The organism is Streptomyces sp. KL2, from assembly GCF_046529545.1.
GTDB classification, from domain to species: domain Bacteria; phylum Actinomycetota; class Actinomycetes; order Streptomycetales; family Streptomycetaceae; genus Streptomyces; species Streptomyces radiopugnans.
This window is the reverse complement of record NZ_CP127170.1, coordinates 3,921,766-3,939,804: the sequence shown is the minus strand read 5'-3', so window position 1 is coordinate 3,939,804 and position 18,039 is coordinate 3,921,766. Positions and strand designations below refer to the sequence as shown.

Here is an 18,039-nt window from a genome sequence, read left to right as displayed (position 1 = left end):
CGACAGGGGCTTTCGATGACTCCGCCCGGCCGGTCCGCAGGACAGGTCCTCCGGCGGACGGGAGCGGCGGAGGACGACGGTGACGACAGTGAGGAGACGGCGCATGAGCGGGTGGACGCCATCCCAGGCCGAGGGCGAGCGGGACGACGAGGAGGGTATCGACCAGTCACGCGGGCTGAGCGAGCGGCACGAGGCCGCCGCGGCGAAGTCCGCCGCGAGTGAGGGCGCCTCCGGGAAGGCCGCCGGCAAGGAGGACGAGGGCCCGGCCGCCACCCCCTCGCAGGCCGAGGGCGGCAAGGGTGCGGAGGGCGCCGAGCAGGACCGCGGCGGCGCGCGGTGACGCCGCCGTCGCCTCCCGTACGACGGGAGGCGACGGCGGCCCGGCGCGGTCCGCGGCGCGACGGTGGCGGACCGCGCCCGTCCGGTGGCCCCGGTGCCGCCCCTACAGGACGTGGGCGCGGAAGCGCTCCGCCGTCTCCGCGAGCGCCTCACGGCCGTCGCGGTCCCACAGGGCCTCGTTGAAGATCTCCACCTCGGTCCAGCCGGTGTAGCCGGCCGCCGCGACCCGGCGGCGCCAGAAGCGGAAGTCGATCGAGCCGTCCCCGAGCTGCCCGCGGCCCAGCAGCACGCCCGCCGGCAGCGGGGTGCACCAGTCGGCGAGCTGGAAGGCGGCGATGCGGCCGCCCTCCCCCGCGCGGTCGATCTGCGCGGGAGCCCGGTCGTCCCACCAGATGTGGTACGTGTCCACGACCACGCCGACCTGCTCGGCCGGGAAGCGCTCGGCCAGGTCCAGGGCCTGTCCGAGGGTGGAGACCACGCAGCGGTCCGAGGCGAACATCGGGTGCAGCGGCTCGATGGCCAGCCGCACCCCGCGCTCGGCCGCGTAGGGGGCCAGTTCGGCCAGCGCGTCGGCGATCCGCTCGCGGGCGCCGTACAGGTCGCGGTCGCCGTCGGGCAGTCCGCCGGAGACCAGGACCAGGGTGTCGGTGCCCACCCCGGCCGCCTCGTCGACCGCCGCCCGGTTGTCGTCCAGCGCCGTACGGCGCGCGGCGGGGTCGGCGGCGGTGAGGAAGCCGCCGCGGCACAGGCTGGTGACGGTCAGGCCCGCGTCCCGCACCAGACGGGCGGTGGCCTCCACCCCGTACTTCTGGACCGGTGCGCGCCACAGGCCGACGCCGCCGACGCCCAGCGAGGCGCAGGCCTCGGCCAGTTCGGGCAGGGAGAGCTGCCTGACGGTCTCCTGGTTGATGGAGAAGCGGGCGGTGCCGCCGCCGGGGGATCCGGGGGAATCGGGGAGTACCGAGGACTCCGAGGACTCCGAGGGCACGGTCATGCCGCCACCCCGTGGACCGCCAGCAGCTGCCGCATCCTCGCCTCGGCCAGTGCCGGGTCGGGGAACAGCCCGAGGGAGTCGGCCAGTTCGTACGCCCGTGCCAGGTGCGGCAGCGAGCGGGCGGACTGCATCCCGCCGACCATGGTGAAGTGCTCCTGGTGCCCGGCCAGCCAGGCGAGGAACACCACGCCGGTCTTGTAGTAGCGGGTCGGGGCCTGGAACAGGTGGCGGGACAGCTCGACGGTGGGGTCCAGCAGCTTGCGGAAGCCGGCCGGGTCCCCGGTGTCCAGCACCCGCACGGCCTCGGCCGCCAGCGGCGCCAGCGGGTCGAAGATGCCCAGCAGCGCGTGGCTGAAGCGTCCGCCGGCCGCGGGGTCCTCGCCCGCGATCAGCTCGGGGTAGTTGAAGTCGTCGCCGGTGTAGCAGCGCACTCCGCCCGGCAGTCTGCGGCGCAGCGCGACCTCGCGGCCCGCGTCCAGCAGGGAGATCTTGACGCCGTCGACCTTGTCGGGGTGCTCGGCGATGACGGCGAGGAAGGTCTCCGTGGCGGCGTCCAGGTCCTCGCTGCCCCAGTAGCCGGTGAGCGCCGGGTCGAACATCGGGCCGAGCCAGTGCAGGATCACCGGCTCGGACGCCTGGCGCAGCAGGTGCCCGTAGAGCTCCAGGTAGTCCTCGGGGCTCCGGGCGAGGGCGGCCGTGGCGCGGGAGGCCATCACGATCGCCTGGGCGCCGGCCTCCTCCACCACGGCGAGCTGCTCCTCGTAGGCGGCGCGGACCTCGTCCAGACAGGAGGCGGGGCCGGTGAGCTGGTCGGTGCCCACGCCGCAGGCGATACGGCCCCCGCAGGCGGCGGCCTCGGCGGCGGAGCGGCGGATCAGCTCGGCGGCGGCGGCCCAGTCCAGGCCCATGCCGCGCTGGGCGGTGTCCATGGCCTCGGCCACCCCGAGCCCGTGGGACCACAGATGGCGGCGGAAGGCGAGCGTGGCGTCCCAGTCCACGGCGGCCGGGCCGTCGGGCGTGGTGTCCGCGAAGGGGTCGGCGACGACGTGGGCGGCGGAGAACACCGTGCGGGAGACCAGCGGCGGGCTCCCGGCGGCGGGGACGGCGGGCACCGCGGGCTCGGTGCGGGGGGCGTACTCGCGCAGGACGCCGCAGGCGTCGGGCAGGCGGATCACAGGCTCAGCTCCGGTACGTCGAGGCGGCGGCCCTCGGCGGCCGAGGCCAGGCCGAGTTCGGCGAGCTGGACGCCGCGGGCGCCGGCCAGCAGGTCCCAGGTGTAGGGCTCGTCCAGCGCCACATGGCGCAGGAACAGCTCCCACTGCGCCTTGAAACCGTTGTCGAACTCCCCGCCCTCGGGGTGGTTGTCCGGCACCTCCTGCCACTGGTCGCGGAAGGACTCGGTCACCGGGAGGTCGGGGTTCCACACCGGCTTGGGGGTGGCGGAGCGGTGCTGGACGCGGCAGGTGCGCAGTCCGGCGACGGCCGACCCCTCGGTGCCGTCGACCTGGAACTCCACCAGCTCGTCGCGGTTGACCCGCACCGTCCAGGAGGAGTTGATCTGGGCGACGATCCCGCCGTCGAGCTGGAAGATGCCGTAGGCGGCGTCGTCGGCGGTGGCCTGGTACGGCTTGCCCTGCTCGTCCCAGCGCTGCGGGATGTGGGTGGCGGTGACGGCCTGGACGGTGCGCACCGGGCCGAACAGCTCGTGGAGGACGTACTCCCAGTGGGGGAACATGTCGACGACGATGCCGCCGCCGTCCTCGGCCCGGTAGTTCCACGAGGGGCGCTGGGCGGGCTGCCAGTCGCCCTCGAAGACCCAGTAGCCGAACTCGCCGCGCACCGACAGGATGCGGCCGAAGAAGCCGCCGTCGATCAGTCGCTTGAGCTTGAGCAGCCCCGGTAGAAAGAGCTTGTCCTGCACCACGCCGTGCTTGACGCCGGCCTCGCGGGCGAGCCGGGCCAGCTCCAGGGCGCCGTCGAGGCCGGTGGCGGTGGGCTTCTCGGTGTAGACGTGCTTGCCGGCGGCGATCGCCTTGCGGATGGCGGCCTCGCGGGCGGAGGTGACCTGGGCGTCGAAGTAGATCTCGACGCTCTCGTCGGCCAGTACGGCGTCGAGGTCGCAGCTCACGGCGTCGGGGTCGAGACCGTGGCGCTCGGCGAGCGCCTTCAGCGCGTGCTCGCGGCGCCCGACGAGGACCGGTTCGGGCCACAGCACATCGCCGTCGCCCAGCTCCAGTCCGCCCTGTTCGCGGATGGCGAGGATGGAGCGGACCAGATGCTGGCGGTACCCCATCCGGCCGGTGACGCCGTTCATGGCGATCCGTACGACCCTGCGTGTCATGAGCTTCCCTCTCGCTTTAGAAAGCGCTTTCTATCCCAGGGCAAGCTAGCCTGCCCACAGCACCCACGACAAGACCCGCAGACAACACCCGCGGACGAGAACCGCACCGGAGGAATCGATGGCAGTGACGCTGGCGGACGTGGCGGCCCGGGCCGGGGTCTCGGCGGCCACCGTCTCGCGCGTACTGAGCGGCAACTACCCGGTGGCCGGGGCCACCCGCAGCCGGGTGCTGCGCGCGGTGGAGGAGCTGGAGTACGTCGTGAACGGACCGGCCAGCTCCCTGGCCGCGGCCACCTCCGATCTCGTCGGCGTCCTCGTCAACGACATCGCCGACCCGTTCTTCGGGATCATGGCAAGCGCGGTCCAGTCGGAGATGGGGCCGGAGAAGGCCGGCGGGAAACTGGCGGTGGTGTGCAACACCGGCGGCTCCCCCGAGCGCGAACTGACCTACCTCACGCTCCTCCAGCGCCAGCGCGCCGCCGCCGTCGTCCTGACCGGCAGCGCGGTGGAGGACCCCGGGCACGCCGAGGCGCTGGCCGCCCGGCTGCGCCGGCTGGCCGCCGCCGGCACCCGGGTGGTGCTGTGCGGCAGGCCGCCGCTGCCGGAGGCGGGCGGCGACGGGGGCCAAGGCGGCGGGAAGGGCGCCGCGGGCACCGGACCGGGCGGCACCGGGGCGCCGCTCACCGTGGCCTTCGACAACCGCGGCGGCGCCCGCCGCCTGACCGAGCACCTCCTCGCCCTCGGCCACCGCCGCATCGGCTACGTGGCGGGCCCGGCCGAACGGACCACCACCCGGCACCGGCTGGAGGGCCACCGGGCCGCACTGGCCGACCACGACCGCGATCACGGCCGCGACCACGGCCAAGGCCTGCTCGCGGAGGCCGACCGCCTCACCGTGCACGGCGCGTACGACCGTTCCTCCGGCTACGACGGCGCCCTGGAGCTGCTGCGCCGCGAGCCGGGCCTGACGGCCGTGCTGGCCGCCAACGACACCGTCGCCCTCGGCGTCTGCGCCGCGCTGCGCGAGGCGGGCCTGAGCATCCCCGGGGACGTCTCCGTGGCCGGCTTCGACGACCTGCCCTTCAGCGCGGACGCGTCCCCCTCCCTGACCACCGTCCGCATCCCGCTCCACGAGGCGGGCGCCCGCGCCGGACGGCTGGCGCTGGGCCGGGAGTCGGCGCCCCCCGGGGACGTGGCGACCGTCCGCACCGAGCTGATGGTCCGCGCCTCGACCGCGGCCCCGCGCACCGACTGACCTTCCCCGCAAGCCGGTCGGCGGACTCCTGCCCGGGCCGGATGCGGCGGTGGGCGCGACCGGATCACCGGCCGCGCCCACCGCTCCCGTGTACGGAGGCGCCCTACGGGCGCAGCATCCGCCGATCGGCCTTGTCGGCCCGGTCCAGCTTCGCGTCGTACGGCGCGAGCGGCGCCGCCTTCCGGTTCGCCGACGCGTCGGCGTCCAGACCGGCCCACCGCATCAGGGCGCCGGTGGCGAGGGCCCGGTCGTCCTCCTCCAGCCCGGCGATGTTCGCGCCGTGGTTGGCGCCGGGCGCGGTCAGGACGTAGGAGTCCTCACTGCCGCGGCCCAGCCGGAAGGGCTCCGCTCCCCACGGGTCGTTCTCGCCGTAGACGAACAGCATCCGCTCGGCGTCCTTACGCACCCACTTGTCGATGTCGCGCATCGCCTTCCGGTCGAAGCTCATCGGGATGTCGCGCGGGACGTAGGAGCGCGGGTCGTAGATGCCGGGGTAGCGCAGCAGCCCGTCCAGGTGCGGGGTGTCGAAGTTCGGCGCGCCAAGCTGGGTGCCGGCCTGGTAGTAGTACGGCGTGTAGTACTCCAGGCCCTGGTCGGTGTAGAAGGAGAAGCCCGCCACCTGGTCGACGAAGGCGTACAGCTCGTCGGTGCTCGCGCTCGCCGCGGGCACCTGGCCGCAGTCGGACTCCGACCCGTACTGCCACCAGGCCCACACCAGGTCCAGGCCCACGTTCTCGAAGGCCTTGTCGGCGCTGCCGACGGTGGTGAAGGTGTAGCCCTCCTCCTTCGCCCACGCCTCGTAGCGGGCCACGATCTCGTCGCGGCGCACGAAGACCTCGCGCTGCACGGCGTTCAGCCGCTCGCGGCACTCGGCGGTGGAGACGGTGGCGAAGAACTCGTCGTAGGCCGAGTCCTCCTTGTTGTTGACGTCGTTGGGCGCGACGTAGGCGACCGTGCCGTCCATGTCGTCCGGGTAGAAGCGGCGGTAGTACGTGGCCGTCATCCCGCCCTTGCTGCCGCCGGTGGAGATCCACTCCTCGTCGTAGATCCGGTGCAGGGCGCGGAAGATGCGGTGCTGGTCGCTGGCCGCCTGCCAGATGTCGAGCTTGGACCAGTCGGCGGGCTGGGGCCGCGACGGGGTGAAGAAGCGGTACTCCATGGAGACCTGGTTGCCGTCGGTCATCCTCGTCGGCTCGCTGCGCGAGGGCGTGGTGCGCAGCCCGTAGCCGGAGGTGTAGAAGACGGTGGGCCGGTCCTCGCCCTTGTGCAGCACCGTCAGACGCTGCTCGAAGGTGCCCTCCGAGGGCCTGCGGTGGTCGACGGGCTGCCGGTAGCCCAGCACGAAGAAGCGGTAGCCGTCGACCGGCTTCTCCTCGATCAGGCGCATCCCCGGTATCGCGAGGATGCGGTCCTCGATGTCGGTCCCGGCCGCGGTGGCGGCCCCCGCCGACGCGCTGCCGACGCTGACGGTGCCGATGAGCACCAGCAGGGTCAGCAGGGCTCTGAGCGCCTTGCGCATGTATGCCCTCCCATGGGCTTGTCCGTGAACGCGGCGAACCTATCCGGCGCAACACCGGGCCCGCCAGACCGGGTTGGCGCCCGAATCCGGGGACCGCGCCCGCCGCGCACCGCTCCGCGGGCCGCTCCCGGCCCCGTACCGCGGGCACCGGCGGCGGGCGTACGCTCACCGCCATGACCGACGCCGCGACGGACAGCACGACGAGCGCCGGGAAAGACACCGGGACGGATGCCGGGACGGACGGGCAGGCCCCGCTGGCGCGCGGGCCGCTGGGGATGGAACTGCTGGGCTTCCACCGGGAGCCGGAGGACGCGGCCTTCGACGACGCGCGCGTGGGCTACGTCCTGGTGGCACTGTGGCACCAGGGGCGGCTGCTGATGGTGCGGGTGCGCGGGCGCGACTGCTGGGAGCTGCCGGGCGGCCGGATCGAGCCCGGCGAGACGCCCCGGCAGGCGGCCGTACGCGAACTGCGCGAGGAGAGCGGCCAGGAGGTGGCGCCGGAGGGGCTGCGGTTCGCCGGTTTCGCCCGCACCGCTCTCGGCCCCGAGCGCCGGGTGATGTACGGCGCCCTGTTCACCGCCGAGGCCGGCGGCCCGGCCCCGTTCACACCCGGCGAGGAGATCGCCGCCGTCCACTGGCGGGAGGGCGACGAGCCGCTGGAGGGCGGTGTGGTGCAGACGGTGGACGAATACCTGGCTGCGCTCTGCCGCCCCTGACCCGTACGGTCGCCCGTATGCCCGCACCCGGAGGTTTCTCCTACGACGCGTACGGCGACGGCACGGTGACCGTCGCCCACCACGGCCGCCCGGTCACCACCCTGCGCGGTGAGCGCGCCCGGCGCTTCCTGGCGGAGGTGGACTCGGGCGACCCGCAGCAGGTGATGGCCCGCTGGACGGGGAACCACCGGCGCGGCAACGAGCGCACGGCCCGCGACCACCCGCGCAACCGCCGCTGAGCGCGCCCCTTCGTCCGGGGCGCGCTCGGCGAAGGGGCGCACTCATGCCTCCGCGCTCACACCCCCGCGCCCGCCGGCACGCCCGCGTAGGTGCGCCACAGCTCCGCGTACCGCCCGCCGCGCTCCAGCAGTTCCGCGTGGGTGCCGTCCTCCACCACCCGGCCGTGGTCCAGGACCACCACCCGGTCCGCGCGGGCGGCCGTGGTGAGGCGGTGGGCGACGACCAGGGTGGTGCGGCGGCCCGCCAGGCGGTCGGTGGCCTGGTTGACCAGCGCCTCGGTGGCCAGGTCCAGGGCCGCGGTGGCCTCGTCCAGCAGCAGGATGTCGGGGCGCACCAGCTCCGCGCGGGCCAGGGCGATCAGCTGCCGCTGGCCGGCGGAGAGGTTGCGCCCCTTCTCGGCGACCGGGTGCAGATAGCCGCCGGAGAGCGTGGCGATCATGTCGTGCGCGCCGACCGCCCGCGCGGCGGCCTCCACCTCGGCGTCGGTGGCGTCGGGACGGCCGTAGGCGATGGCGTCGCGCACCGTGCCGGGGAAGAGGTACGACTCCTGCGGCACCACCCCGAGCCGGTGGCGGTAGCCGGCCAGGTCCAGCTCGCGCAGGTCGACCCCGTCCACCCGGACGGTGCCCGAGGTCGGGTCGTAGAACCGGGCGACCAGCTTGACCAGCGTGGACTTGCCGGCGCCCGTCTCGCCGACGAAGGCGACCGTCTGCCCGGCGGGGATCGTCAGATCGACGCCGGACAGCGCGTTCTCGCCGCCGTCGGCGTCCGCGCCCGCGCCGTCCCCGGCGTTGTACCGGAAGGCGACGTTCTCGAAGACGATCTCGCCGCGCAGCCGGCCCACCTCGCGCGGCTTCTCGGGCAGCGGCGTCGTGGTCCGCTCGCGCAGCAGCTCCTGGACGCGGCCCAGGGAGACGACCGCCTGCTGGTAGCCGTCGAAGACCTGCGAGAGCTGTTGCACGGGGGCGAAGAACAGCTCGATGTAGAGCAGGTACGCCACCAGCGCGCCCGCCGTCAGCGTGCCGTCGCCCACCCGGTTCGCGCCGACGATCAGCACGGCGGCGGTCGCCAGGGAGGCGAGGAACTGGATGAAGGGGAAGTACACCGAGATCAGCCACTGGCCGCGCACACGCGCCCGGCGGTAGCCGTCGCTGAGTTCGGCGAAGCGTCGCGCGTCACGCTCCTCGCGGCGGAACGCCTGCACGATCCGCAGACCGGCGACGCCCTCCTGGAGGGCGGCGTTGACGCCGCTGACGCGCTCGCGCGCCAGCTCGTAGGCCTTGATGCTCTGGCGGCGGAAGAAGACCGTGCCGATCACCAGCGGCGGCAGGGTCGCCAGGACCACCAGCGCGAGCCCCGCGTCGATGACGACGAGGGCGACCATGATGCCGAAGAAGGTCAGCACCGCGACGATCGCCTGGACCAGCCCGGTCTGCAGGAAGGTCGTCAGGGCGTCCACGTCGGTGGTCATCCGGGTCATGATCTTCCCGGTCAGCTCGCGCTCGTAGTAGTCGAGCCCGAGGCGCTGGAGCTGGGCGAAGATCTTGACCCGGAGGGTGTAGAGGATCCGCTCGCCGGTGCGGCCGATGGCGCGGGTCTCCCCGGTCTGCGCGGCCCACTGGACGAGGACGACGACCAGCGCCAGCGCGGAGGCGGCCCAGACCGCGCCGAGCGCCGCCTGCTGGACGCCCTCGTCGATGCCGTGCCGCACCAGGACCGGCAGCAGCAGACCGGCGACCGCGTCGATCACGACCAGCAGCAGGCTCAGCAGCAGCGGCCCGCGGAAGCCCCGCAGCAGATGGCGCAGCCCGTAGGCGGACTCGGCGGCGGTGGCGCGCTCCTCGTCGATGCCGGGGGTGTCGGTGGCCGGGGGCAGGGCGGCGACCTTGTCGAGCATCTCGGGGGTGGCCGGGACCCCGGCCAGGGCTCCCGCGAAGCCCGGCCCGCCGGTGGCGGGGGCGGGCGCGCCGGGGGTGGTGGCGGCGGTGTCCTCCGGGTCACCCTCCCTGATCCACAGCTCGGGGGTGACGCCGTCGGCCCGGCCGTCGGACTCACCGTCCTCCGCCGCGTCCCCGGACACCTCCCCGGACGCCCCGCGGGACGCGGCGACCTGCCCGGCCGGGTCGCGTTCGACGCCGCCCAGCTCGTCGGGGTCGCTGAGCAGCCTGCGGTACAGCTCGCAGCGCTCCTGGAGCTCGGCGTCGGTGCCGACGTCCACCAGCCGCCCGCCGTCGAGCACGGCGATGCGGTCGGCCAGGGAGAGGGTGGAGCGGCGGTGGGCGATCAGCAGGGTGGTGCGGCCGGCCATCACACCGCGCAGCGCCTCGTGGATCTCGTGCTCCACCCGGGCGTCCACGGCGGAGGTCGCGTCGTCCAGCACCAGCAGTCTGGGGTCGGCGAGGATGGCCCGGGCCAGGGCGATGCGCTGGCGCTGGCCGCCGGAGAGGGTCAGGCCCTGCTCGCCGACGGCGGTGTCGTAGCCGTCCGGCAGGTCGGAGATGAAGCCGTCGGCCTGGGCGGCGCGCGCGGCGGCCCGTACCTGCTCGTCGGTGGCGTCGGGGTGGCCGTAGGCGATGTTGGCGCGGACGGTGTCGGAGAACAGGAAGCTGTGCTCGGGCACCAGGCCGATGGCCGCGCGCAGCGAGGCGGAGGTCAGCTCGCGCACGTCGTGCCCGCCGACCCGCACCGCGCCCGAGGTCACGTCGTAGAAGCGCGGCAGCAGCAGCGAGACGGTGGACTTGCCGCTTCCGGAGGTGCCGACGACGGCGACGGTCTCGCCGGGCGAGATGCTCAGCGAGAAGTCCTCCAGCACCGGCCGCGCGTCGGGGCCGGTGTCGTAGGCGAAGCCGACGCGGTCGAACTCGACGGTGGCGGGGGCGTCGGCGGGCAGCTCGCGGGCGTCCTCGCTCTCGCGGATGGCCGGCTCGGTGTCGATCAGCTCCAGGACGCGCTCGACGCCCGCCCGCGCCTGCTGGCCGACCGTCAGCATCATGGTCAGCATCCGCACCGGCCCGACGAGCTGGGCGAGGTAGGTGGAGAAGGCGACGAAGGTGCCCAGGGTGATCTGGCCGCGGGTGGCCATCCAGCCGCCGAAGGCGAGCATCGCGACCTGGCCGAGGGCCGGGACCGCCTGCAGGGCGGGGGTGTAGCGCGCGTTCAGCTTCACCGTGCGCAGCCGGGCGGCGAACAGCTCGCGGCCGGCCGCGCGCAGCTTGCCGGTCTCCTGCTCCTCCTGCCCGAAGCCCTTGACCACGCGCACGCCGCCGACCGCCCCGTCCACCACACCGGCCACGGCGCCGGCCTGGGCCTGGGCGTACCAGCTGGCGGGGAAGAGCCGGTCGCGGCTGCGCCGGGCGATGAACGTCAGGGCGGGCGCGACGGCCAGCGCCACCAGCGTCAGCAGCGGGGAGAGGGAGACCATCACGACCAGCGAGATGACGAAGAGCAGGATGTTGCCGATCATCATCGGCGTCATGAACAGCAGGCCCTGGATGAGCTGGAGGTCGCTGGTGCCCCGCCCGACGACCTGGCCGGTGGACAGCTCGTCCTGCCGCCGCCCGTCGAGGCGGGTGATGGAGTCGTACATCTCGGTGCGCAGGTCGTGCTGGACGTCGAGCGCGAGCCTGCCGCCGTAGTAGCGGCGCACGTACGTCAGCCCGTACACCGCGACCGCGGCGGCGGCCAGCAGGCCGATCCACAGGCCGAGCCCGTCACCGCCGCCTATGACGATGTCGTCGATGACCACCTTGGTGACCAGGGGGACGAGCGCCATCACGGCCATGCCGGCGAGCGAGGCGCCCAGCGACAGCAGCACGTTGCGGCGGTACCGCCAGCAGTACGCGGTCAGCCGCCGAGCCCAGCCCGGCCGCCGCGCGTCGCCGGCCTCCCCCTTGCCCCCGGCTTTCCCGGTCTCCCCCGCCTGCGTACCCGCCACTTCCGGTTACCTCCCGCTGGCCGTGCGTCGCCGTGTGCGACCGTGCGTCGCCCTGTGTGTCCACTGCACCAGTGGACCAACGCGCGGGCGACCGTATTTCATCCCGCTGGAGGGCAGGCGGACCGGGCTTCCCGTTCTCCGGTGGTGATCCGGCACCGGACCGGCACCGGACCGGCACCGGACCGTAGGGTGACGGCCGTGAACAGGCGACGTCGCAAGAGGCTGTCGGCGCGACTGGTGTGGGCGGCGAGCAGTGGAGACCTTCCACAGGTGACCGCGCTGCTGCGGGCCGGGGCTCCCGCCGAGACCGCCGACGCCGAGGGCACCACCCCGCTCTACGCGGCGGCCGTCCAGGGCAACGGCGACGTGGCCGAGGCGCTCCTGGCGGCCGGAGCCCACCCGGACACCGAGAGCGGGCGCGGCCAGGAGGGCACCCCGCTGTGCGCGGCCGCCTGCTGGGGACACACCGGGACGGTGCGGACGCTCCTCAGCCATGGTGCCGATCCCCTGCTCCGTGAGGACGGGGGCACCGGCCTCTCCCCGCTCGACTGGGCCCTGCGCGAGTCCCACGCCGAGACGACCGCCCTGCTGCTCGCGGCGCTCCGCCCGGAGGAGGGCGGGCGGCGGCTCGCCGCGGAGGGACCGGTGGCGCGGCACCGGCGGCCGCCGCGTGCCGACCGTGCAACCGTGTGTGCGAAAGCCGACCGGCTCCCCGGTGGTGAGGGCCGCGTCGGCGGCGGGTGGTGAACGACAGGGGGCGCGGCCCGGAGAGCCAGGCATTCTCTCCGGACCGCGCCCTTGGTGGGGCCGCGGCGTCGACGGGCGGTGCGTGCCAGCACCCCCCACAGGACCGGCTCTCCGCCCGTCCGCTCGATCGGCCCGCCCCGCGGTGAGGAGGGACCGCGGGGCCCGCCGGACCGCTCGCGCCGCCTGTCCGGGGCGTGCACGGCGACCGGCCGTCTCAGTGGGGTCCCAGGCGGTGCGGACCCCGGTTTCCGCCGGAAGGTTTCGTCAGATGGCGAACACCTCCGCGCCGCCTCCCTCCGCGCCGTCCGGCCACACGCAGAGGATCTCCGGTGTGGAACGGCTCCCTGACTCCCCCGGGCTTCCGGAGCCCTCGAAGGCGCAGACCGGCCCGCCCGCGCCGTCCGCCTCCCCCGTGCGCTCCGGCGCGGTGGCGAGCACCAGCGCCGAGGGCGCGTGGGGCGCCGGCGCGGCGAGCGCCGCACCGCACAGCGGGGCGAGCGTGCCCGCGGCCAGCAGGCCGCTCACCAGGGCGCACTTCACCGCGTTCCGCATGACGCGTCCTTCCGTCGGGGTGTAACGGATAGCGAACGTGAGTCTGTCGGGAAGCGTCGCCGGATGCACCTTCGACGATCATTTCGAGTAACGTTGCGTGTTAAACCAGTAGCCTGCTGTAACCCCCGGGGGTACGGGGTGCGCACGCCGGTCACCAGCGACGATGTGATCGATCGTTTTCGCCGCCTTCGAAACCCTGTGCTTACGTCCGGATACGCACTGCTCCAAACGTGACCGAAAACCAGGGGGTCCCGGTCGGTGGAACCCGTGCGGCGACGCGCCGCGACCACAACTCCGGAAGCGGTTGCAGCCGCAACAGCCGTCGCGGCCGCCTCCGCCCGGCCGGGACGGCCCCACCCGCCTCCGGCCGCGCGCAGACCCGGCCCTGCGCCCCGGCGGAGCACCCTCTCAGCGCTCCGCGGGCACCACCGGAAAGCCGACCCCCGTCATCTCCTCCGACATCGCCCACAGACGCCGCGCCGCCACCGGATCACTCGCCGCCGCGCTGCGCCCCACCAGCGTCGGCCCGCCCCGCGTCTCCGCCACCCCGTCCGGGCCGACGTAGCTCGCGCCGGGGAGGTCGGCCGTCGCCGCGTACAGGGTCGGCAGGGCGCCCGCCCGGTCGTCCTGGGCGAGGAACCTGTTGCCGAGCCGCATGAAGGCGCGGGCGAGGGGGCTGGCCGCGTGGCTCTGGAGGTTGGTGGCCGCGTATCCGGGATGGGCGGCCAGGGCGCGGACCGGGGAGCCCGACTCCGTCAGGCGGCGCTGGAGTTCCAGGGTGAACAGCAGGTTCGCCAGCTTGGACTGGGCGTAGGCGCCCCGCGGGGAGTAACCCGCTTCCAGGTTCGGGTCGTCGAAGCGGATCCGCGCGCCGCCCCAGCGGTGCGCGGAGGAGGACACCGTGACGACGCGGCCGGTGACGTACGGCAGGAGCAGGTTCGTCAGTGCGAAGTGGCCGAGGTGGTTCGTGCCGAACTGCATCTCGAAGCCGTCCCGCGTGCTCTGCCGCGGGATCATCATCACCCCGGCGTTGTTGATCAGCAGGTCCAGGGGGCGCCCCTGCCAGCCCGCCGCGAAGTCGCGCACGGAGGAAAGGTCCGCCAGGTCCAGGCGGCGCACCTCCGTGCTGCCGTCCACCGTCGCCGCCGCCGCGCGGCCCCGCTCCACGTCCCGCACCGCGAACACCACGTGCGCGCCCGCGCGGGCCAGGGCGTCCGCCGCGGTGAGCCCGATGCCGCTGTTGGCGCCCGTGACGACGGCCGTGCGGCCGGCGAGGCCGGGGAGGAGGGCGGCGTTCCATCGCTTGTTCCCGTCGTTTGCCATGACCTCAAAGTAGACGATGACAACAATGATGGCAATGACTACAAAGATGTCGTCGTCAACATCGGGATACGATGGCCCACATGCCCCGAAGCCGCCCCTACCACCACGGCGACCTGCGCGCCGCCCTGCTGGAGAGCGCCGAGCGCACCCTGCGGGAGAAGGGGGTCGCCTCCCTGTCCCTGCGCGAACTGGCCCGCGAGACAGGCGTCAGCCACGCCGCGCCCGGCCGCCACTTCAAGGACAAACAGGCCCTGCTCGACGCCCTGGCCCTGGCCGGCTACGACCGGCTGGGCCGGATCCTGGAAGGCGCCGACGACCCCGCGCTCCCGCTCCAGCCCCGCCTGACCGTCCTCGCCCGCGCCTACCTCGCCTTCGCCGCCGAGAACGCCGAACTCCTGGCCCTCATGTACGCCCGCAAGCACGAGCCCGAGGCCGCCGGGCAGATGGCCGCCGGGGTCGACCGGACGGTGGGCTTCTTCGAACGGGTGATCGCGGACGCGCAGCGGCGCGGCGAGATCGTCGAGGCCGACCCGGAACGCCTCACGCTCTTCACCGGCGCCGCCCTCCACGGCATCGCCGGCTTCACGGCGGGCGGCATGCTCGAACCGGCCGAGGCCCTCGGCATGACCAATGACCTGATCCACCACCTGCTGCACGGCCTCAAGCCCCGCTGACCCGCCCGGCGCGCGTACGCCCTGTGCGGACCTCGGCCGCCGCACGCCGAGCCCGCGATGCCTGCCTCCGCGGCCCCGTGGCCACCGTGCGGACGGACGGTGAGACCACGGGGACGGACGGCCGCGGGCCTACCTCTGCGCGGACTCCCTGCCCGCCGCGATCTGCCGGGACATGATCGTCGTCAGCTCGTAGGCGGTGTGGGAGGCGGCCACCGAGGTGATCTCGGCGTGGTCGTACGCCGGGGCGACCTCGACCACGTCGGCCGAGACCAGGTTGCAGGAGGCCAGCCCGCGCAGGATCTCCAGCAGTTCGCGGGAGGTCATGCCGCCCGCCTCCGGGGTGCCGGTGCCGGGCGCGTGGGCCGGGTCGAGGCAGTCGATGTCGATGGAGACGTACAGCGGGCGGTCGCCGATGCGCTGGCGGAGCTGGTCGGCGACCTCGTCCACGCCGCGCCGCATCACATCGGCGGAGGTGACGATGCCGAAGCCCATCTTGGCGTCGTCGGTGAGGTCCTTCTTGCCGTACAGCGGGCCGCGGGTGCCGACGTGGGAGAGCGCGGAGGTGTCGAGGATGCCCTCCTCCACCGCGCGCCGGAAGGGCGTGCCGTGGGTGTACTCGGCGCCGAAGTAGGTGTCCCAGGTGTCCAGGTGGGCGTCGAAGTGGAGCAGGGCGACGGGGCCGTGCCTGCGGGCCACCGCGCGCAGCAGCGGCAGGGCGATGGTGTGGTCGCCGCCCAGCGTCATCAGCCGGGCGCCGGTGTCCAGCAGCTCACCGGCCGCCCGCTCCACCGTCTCGACCGCCTCGTGGATGTCGAAGGGGTTGGCGGCGATGTCGCCCGCGTCGGCGACCTGGGCGAGTGCGAAGGGCGAGGCGTCCTGGGCCGGGTTGTACGGGCGCAGCAGACGGGACGCCTCGCGGACGGCGTTGGAGCCGAAGCGGGCGCCGGGCCGGTAGGAGACGCCCGAGTCGAAGGGCACCCCGACGACGGCGACGTCGGCGCGGCCCACCTCGTCCAGGCGGGGCAGGCGGGCGAAGGTCGCCGGGCCCGCGAAGCGCGGGACGCGGGAGGAGTCGACGGGTCCGCGGGGCTGCTGCTGGTCGCTGCTCATGCGGCCGAGGGTAGGCAGGGGCCCGCCTCGGCGGACATGTACGGATCCGACAGCCGCCCGTCCCCTTTTGGACGGCCCGTACAGGAGGCGGCGGGTGCACTGCGGGGCGCCGCGGGCGGAAGCGGATCGCCCGGCGGGCCCCCTCGGGAGACAATGCCCCCATGCCGATAACCGCCGCCCCCTCCCGCTCCGAGCTGATCGACCACCTCGTCCGCACCCGTATCGCCGGGGACGTCGCCACCCCGCGCGAGAACAACCTGGACCACTACCGCAGGCTCGCCAACGGCGACCGGCACTACTGGCTGGGTCTGGAGCTGGGCGACCGCTGGGCCGACGAGCAGGACGTGCTGGCGGTGATGGCCGAGCGCTGCGGGGTCGTCGACGACCCCGGGCACCGCCAGGGCCAGGACACCATCGACCCGGAGCTGACGGTGGCCGCCCTGGACCGGGCCGCGGTCGAGCTGCGCAAGGCCGCGGAGGCCGGCCACCGGGTGCTGTTCGCCACCGGCCACCCGGGCGCGCTGATCGATCTGCACAGCAAGGTGGCGAACGCGCTGCGGCTGGCCGGGTGCGAGATCGTACGGGTGCCGCTGGGGCTGATCGCGGACCAGGGCGTGGTGGTGCAGCTCGCGGACATCGCGATGCACGAGCGCGGGGCGACGCTGTGGCACACCCACTCCCCCGAGCCGATGACCGCGATCCTCGACGCCCTCCAGCGCGAGGGCGAGCCCCTGCCGGACCTGGTCTTCGCCGACCACGGCTGGGCGGGCTGCGCGGCGCAGCGCGGCATCCCCACGGTCGGCTTCGCCGACTGCAACGACCCGGCGCTCTTCATCGGCGAGGCGGAGGGCACCCTCGCGGTCGCCGTCCCCCTGGACGACCACGTGATCAATCCGCGCTACTACGAGCCGATGACGGCGTACCTGCTGGACGCGGCGGGGCTGACGCCCGCGTAGCGGGGGCGGGCGGGGCGCCCGGCCGTCCGGCGGCGGACGCCCGCGGGCTGCCGGCGGCCCGTAAATCCGGTTGCCCGCCGGCGGGTGCGGCCCCTAGCGTCGCGGCCATGGGTTCCGCAGCCTTCATGGCGATCATCAGCGGTGCGGGCGCCGTCGCGCGGCGCTCCGGCTGGTGTCCGCAGACGACCAGCCGCCCGCGCGGTCGGCGTTCGGCCCCGGCACGCCGGGACCCGTCGAGCGTCTGACCCCGAGCAGCCGTCCGCAGGCGCCCCCGGGCGCCCCTCCGTACGGACGCGCCCTTCGCGTACGCCGTCACGCGTACGCGCCCGCTCCCCCGCGCTCCCCGCGTCCCCGCGCGGTCCTTCCGCATGCGTGCCCGGGCCCCGGTGTCTCCCGTGGACCCGGACAGGCCCGAAGCCCCGCGCGCCCGCACCTTTGTGGAACCGTCCACGCACGCGCTCCGCCGCGCCCGGCCCGGCCTGTCCTCGAACAGAGGACTTCGCCCGTGGCACGCCGCCGCATCACGCTCTCCCAGAACTTCCTGCACGACACCGACGCCGTACGCCGCCTGGTGCGCTTCTCCCGGGTCGGCCCCGGCGACCTGGTGGTCGAGCCCGGCGCCGGGGAGGGACCGCTCACCGCCGCGCTGGCCCGTACCTGCCGCGAGGTGGTGGCGTACGAGATCGACCCGCGCCTGGCCGCCCGGCTGGAACGCCGTTTCGCGGGACGCCCCGAGGTCCGCCCCGTACGGGGCGACTTCCTGCGGGCCTCCCCTCCGCGCGAGCCGTTCGCCGTGGTGGGCAACATCCCCTACTCGCGCACGACCGACATCGTGCGGTGGTGCCTGGCAGCCCCCGCGCTGACCTCCGCGACGCTGCTCACCCAGCGGGAGTACGCGCGCAAGCACACCGGGGACTACGGCCGCTGGCCGCTGCTGACGGTGCTCAGCTGGCCTTGCCACGACTGGCTGCTGGGCTGCCGGGTCGGGCGCGGGAGCTTCGTGCCCGTGCCGCGCACCGACTCGGCCGCGCTCCGGATCGAGCGCCGTTCCACGCCCCTGCTGCCCCCGGACCGGCTCCCCGGCTACCGGGCCTTCGTGGAGCACGGTTTCACCGGGGTGGGCGGCTCGCTGGCGGCCACGCTGGCGCGGCGGCACCGCACACGCCGGGTCCGGGCCGCCTGCGCGGCGGCGGGGGTCGGCACGGACACCCCCGTGGGGCTGGTCGCCCCGCGTCAGTGGCTGGTGCTGTTCGACGAACTGGGACGGGGCTGAACGGCCTGTGGGACGTCCTCGCCGGGCCCCGGCGAGGATGCGGGGCCGGGCGGGAACCCCTGAGCG

At 74.4% G+C, this 18,039-nt stretch carries 15 protein-coding genes and 1 pseudogene; 8 read left to right on the top strand and 8 right to left on the bottom strand.

Going from position 1 to position 18,039, the window contains the following annotated elements; genetic code table 11:
* The first annotated feature begins 103 nt into the window (after nt 1-103).
* Nucleotides 104-340, top strand: coding sequence for a hypothetical protein (locus QPK52_RS17775; protein WP_410538469.1), 237 nt, complete (start codon nt 104-106; stop codon nt 338-340).
* A gap of 102 nt (nt 341-442) precedes the next feature.
* Here the strand turns inward: QPK52_RS17775 and QPK52_RS17770 are convergent, their stop codons facing one another.
* Genes QPK52_RS17770 through QPK52_RS17760 form a run of 3 tightly spaced genes read right to left on the bottom strand, consistent with a single transcriptional unit; the run spans nt 443 to nt 3,674 of the window.
* Entirely contained in the window at nt 443-1,333 is an 891-nt protein-coding gene (locus QPK52_RS17770; protein WP_410538467.1) for a sugar phosphate isomerase/epimerase family protein, read from the bottom strand.
* A complete protein-coding gene (locus QPK52_RS17765; RefSeq protein WP_410538466.1) occupies nt 1,330-2,508 on the bottom strand; it encodes a dihydrodipicolinate synthase family protein in 1,179 nt (392 codons plus the stop codon). The genes QPK52_RS17770 and QPK52_RS17765 overlap by 4 nt, the downstream gene beginning before the upstream one ends.
* On the bottom strand, nt 2,505-3,674 hold the full coding sequence (locus QPK52_RS17760; protein ID WP_410538465.1) for a Gfo/Idh/MocA family protein: 1,170 nt from the start codon (nt 3,672-3,674) through the stop codon (nt 2,505-2,507). Before QPK52_RS17760 ends, QPK52_RS17765 begins: the two co-directional genes overlap by 4 nt.
* 118 nt (nt 3,675-3,792) lie before the next feature.
* Between QPK52_RS17760 and QPK52_RS17755 the strand changes: the two genes are divergently transcribed.
* A complete protein-coding gene (locus QPK52_RS17755; protein WP_410538464.1) occupies nt 3,793-4,929 on the top strand; it encodes a LacI family DNA-binding transcriptional regulator in 1,137 nt (378 codons plus the stop codon).
* 103 nt (nt 4,930-5,032) lie between these two features.
* On the opposite strand, the gene QPK52_RS17750 is transcribed toward QPK52_RS17755, so the two are convergent.
* Complete coding sequence (locus tag QPK52_RS17750) at nt 5,033-6,448, bottom strand: S28 family serine protease (RefSeq protein ID WP_093654279.1); 1,416 nt, start codon at nt 6,446-6,448, stop codon at nt 5,033-5,035.
* 173 nt (nt 6,449-6,621) lie between these two features.
* Between QPK52_RS17750 and QPK52_RS17745 the strand changes: the two genes are divergently transcribed.
* Both QPK52_RS17745 and QPK52_RS17740 read left to right on the top strand, forming a co-directional pair.
* Nucleotides 6,622-7,164 carry an NUDIX domain-containing protein gene (locus QPK52_RS17745; protein ID WP_410538462.1) on the top strand — a complete coding sequence of 181 codons (543 nt, stop codon included), beginning with the start codon at nt 6,622-6,624 and terminating at the stop codon, nt 7,162-7,164.
* A gap of 17 nt (nt 7,165-7,181) precedes the next feature.
* Complete coding sequence (locus QPK52_RS17740; protein WP_410538461.1) at nt 7,182-7,403, top strand: hypothetical protein; 222 nt, start codon at nt 7,182-7,184, stop codon at nt 7,401-7,403.
* Nucleotides 7,404-7,459: 56 nt separating this feature from the next.
* Here QPK52_RS17740 and QPK52_RS17735 read toward each other — a convergent pair whose 3' ends face one another.
* Complete coding sequence (locus QPK52_RS17735) at nt 7,460-11,338, bottom strand: ABC transporter ATP-binding protein (RefSeq protein ID WP_410538460.1); 3,879 nt, start codon at nt 11,336-11,338, stop codon at nt 7,460-7,462.
* A 198-nt stretch (nt 11,339-11,536) separates the two neighbouring features.
* Between QPK52_RS17735 and QPK52_RS17730 the strand changes: the two are divergent.
* A pseudogene (locus QPK52_RS17730) lies at nt 11,537-11,953 on the top strand (ankyrin repeat domain-containing protein); the annotation flags it as partial.
* A gap of 396 nt (nt 11,954-12,349) precedes the next feature.
* Here QPK52_RS17730 and QPK52_RS17725 read toward each other — a convergent pair.
* Both QPK52_RS17725 and QPK52_RS17720 read right to left on the bottom strand, forming a co-directional pair.
* Nucleotides 12,350-12,637 (bottom strand): hypothetical protein, encoded by a 288-nt coding sequence (locus tag QPK52_RS17725; protein ID WP_410538459.1) that lies wholly within the window; start codon nt 12,635-12,637, stop codon nt 12,350-12,352.
* A gap of 408 nt (nt 12,638-13,045) precedes the next feature.
* On the bottom strand, nt 13,046-13,960 hold the full coding sequence (locus tag QPK52_RS17720; protein WP_410538458.1) for an oxidoreductase: 915 nt from the start codon (nt 13,958-13,960) through the stop codon (nt 13,046-13,048).
* Between the two features lie 71 nt (nt 13,961-14,031).
* On the opposite strand from QPK52_RS17720, the gene QPK52_RS17715 reads away from it, so the two are divergent.
* On the top strand, nt 14,032-14,634 hold the full coding sequence (locus QPK52_RS17715) for a TetR/AcrR family transcriptional regulator (RefSeq protein WP_410538457.1): 603 nt from the start codon (nt 14,032-14,034) through the stop codon (nt 14,632-14,634).
* A gap of 129 nt (nt 14,635-14,763) precedes the next feature.
* On the opposite strand, the gene speB is transcribed toward QPK52_RS17715, so the two are convergent.
* Nucleotides 14,764-15,744 (bottom strand): agmatinase, encoded by a 981-nt coding sequence (speB, locus tag QPK52_RS17710; protein ID WP_410538456.1) that lies wholly within the window; start codon nt 15,742-15,744, stop codon nt 14,764-14,766.
* A 161-nt stretch (nt 15,745-15,905) separates the two neighbouring features.
* Between speB and QPK52_RS17705 the strand changes: the two genes are divergently transcribed.
* On the top strand, nt 15,906-16,700 hold the full coding sequence (locus tag QPK52_RS17705) for a phosphatase (protein ID WP_410538455.1): 795 nt from the start codon (nt 15,906-15,908) through the stop codon (nt 16,698-16,700).
* Between the two features lie 505 nt (nt 16,701-17,205).
* Nucleotides 17,206-17,973 carry an ErmE/ErmH/ErmO/ErmR family 23S rRNA (adenine(2058)-N(6))-methyltransferase gene (erm, locus tag QPK52_RS17700; protein WP_410538454.1) on the top strand — a complete coding sequence of 256 codons (768 nt, stop codon included), beginning with the start codon at nt 17,206-17,208 and terminating at the stop codon, nt 17,971-17,973.
* Nucleotides 17,974-18,039: the final 66 nt, after the last annotated feature.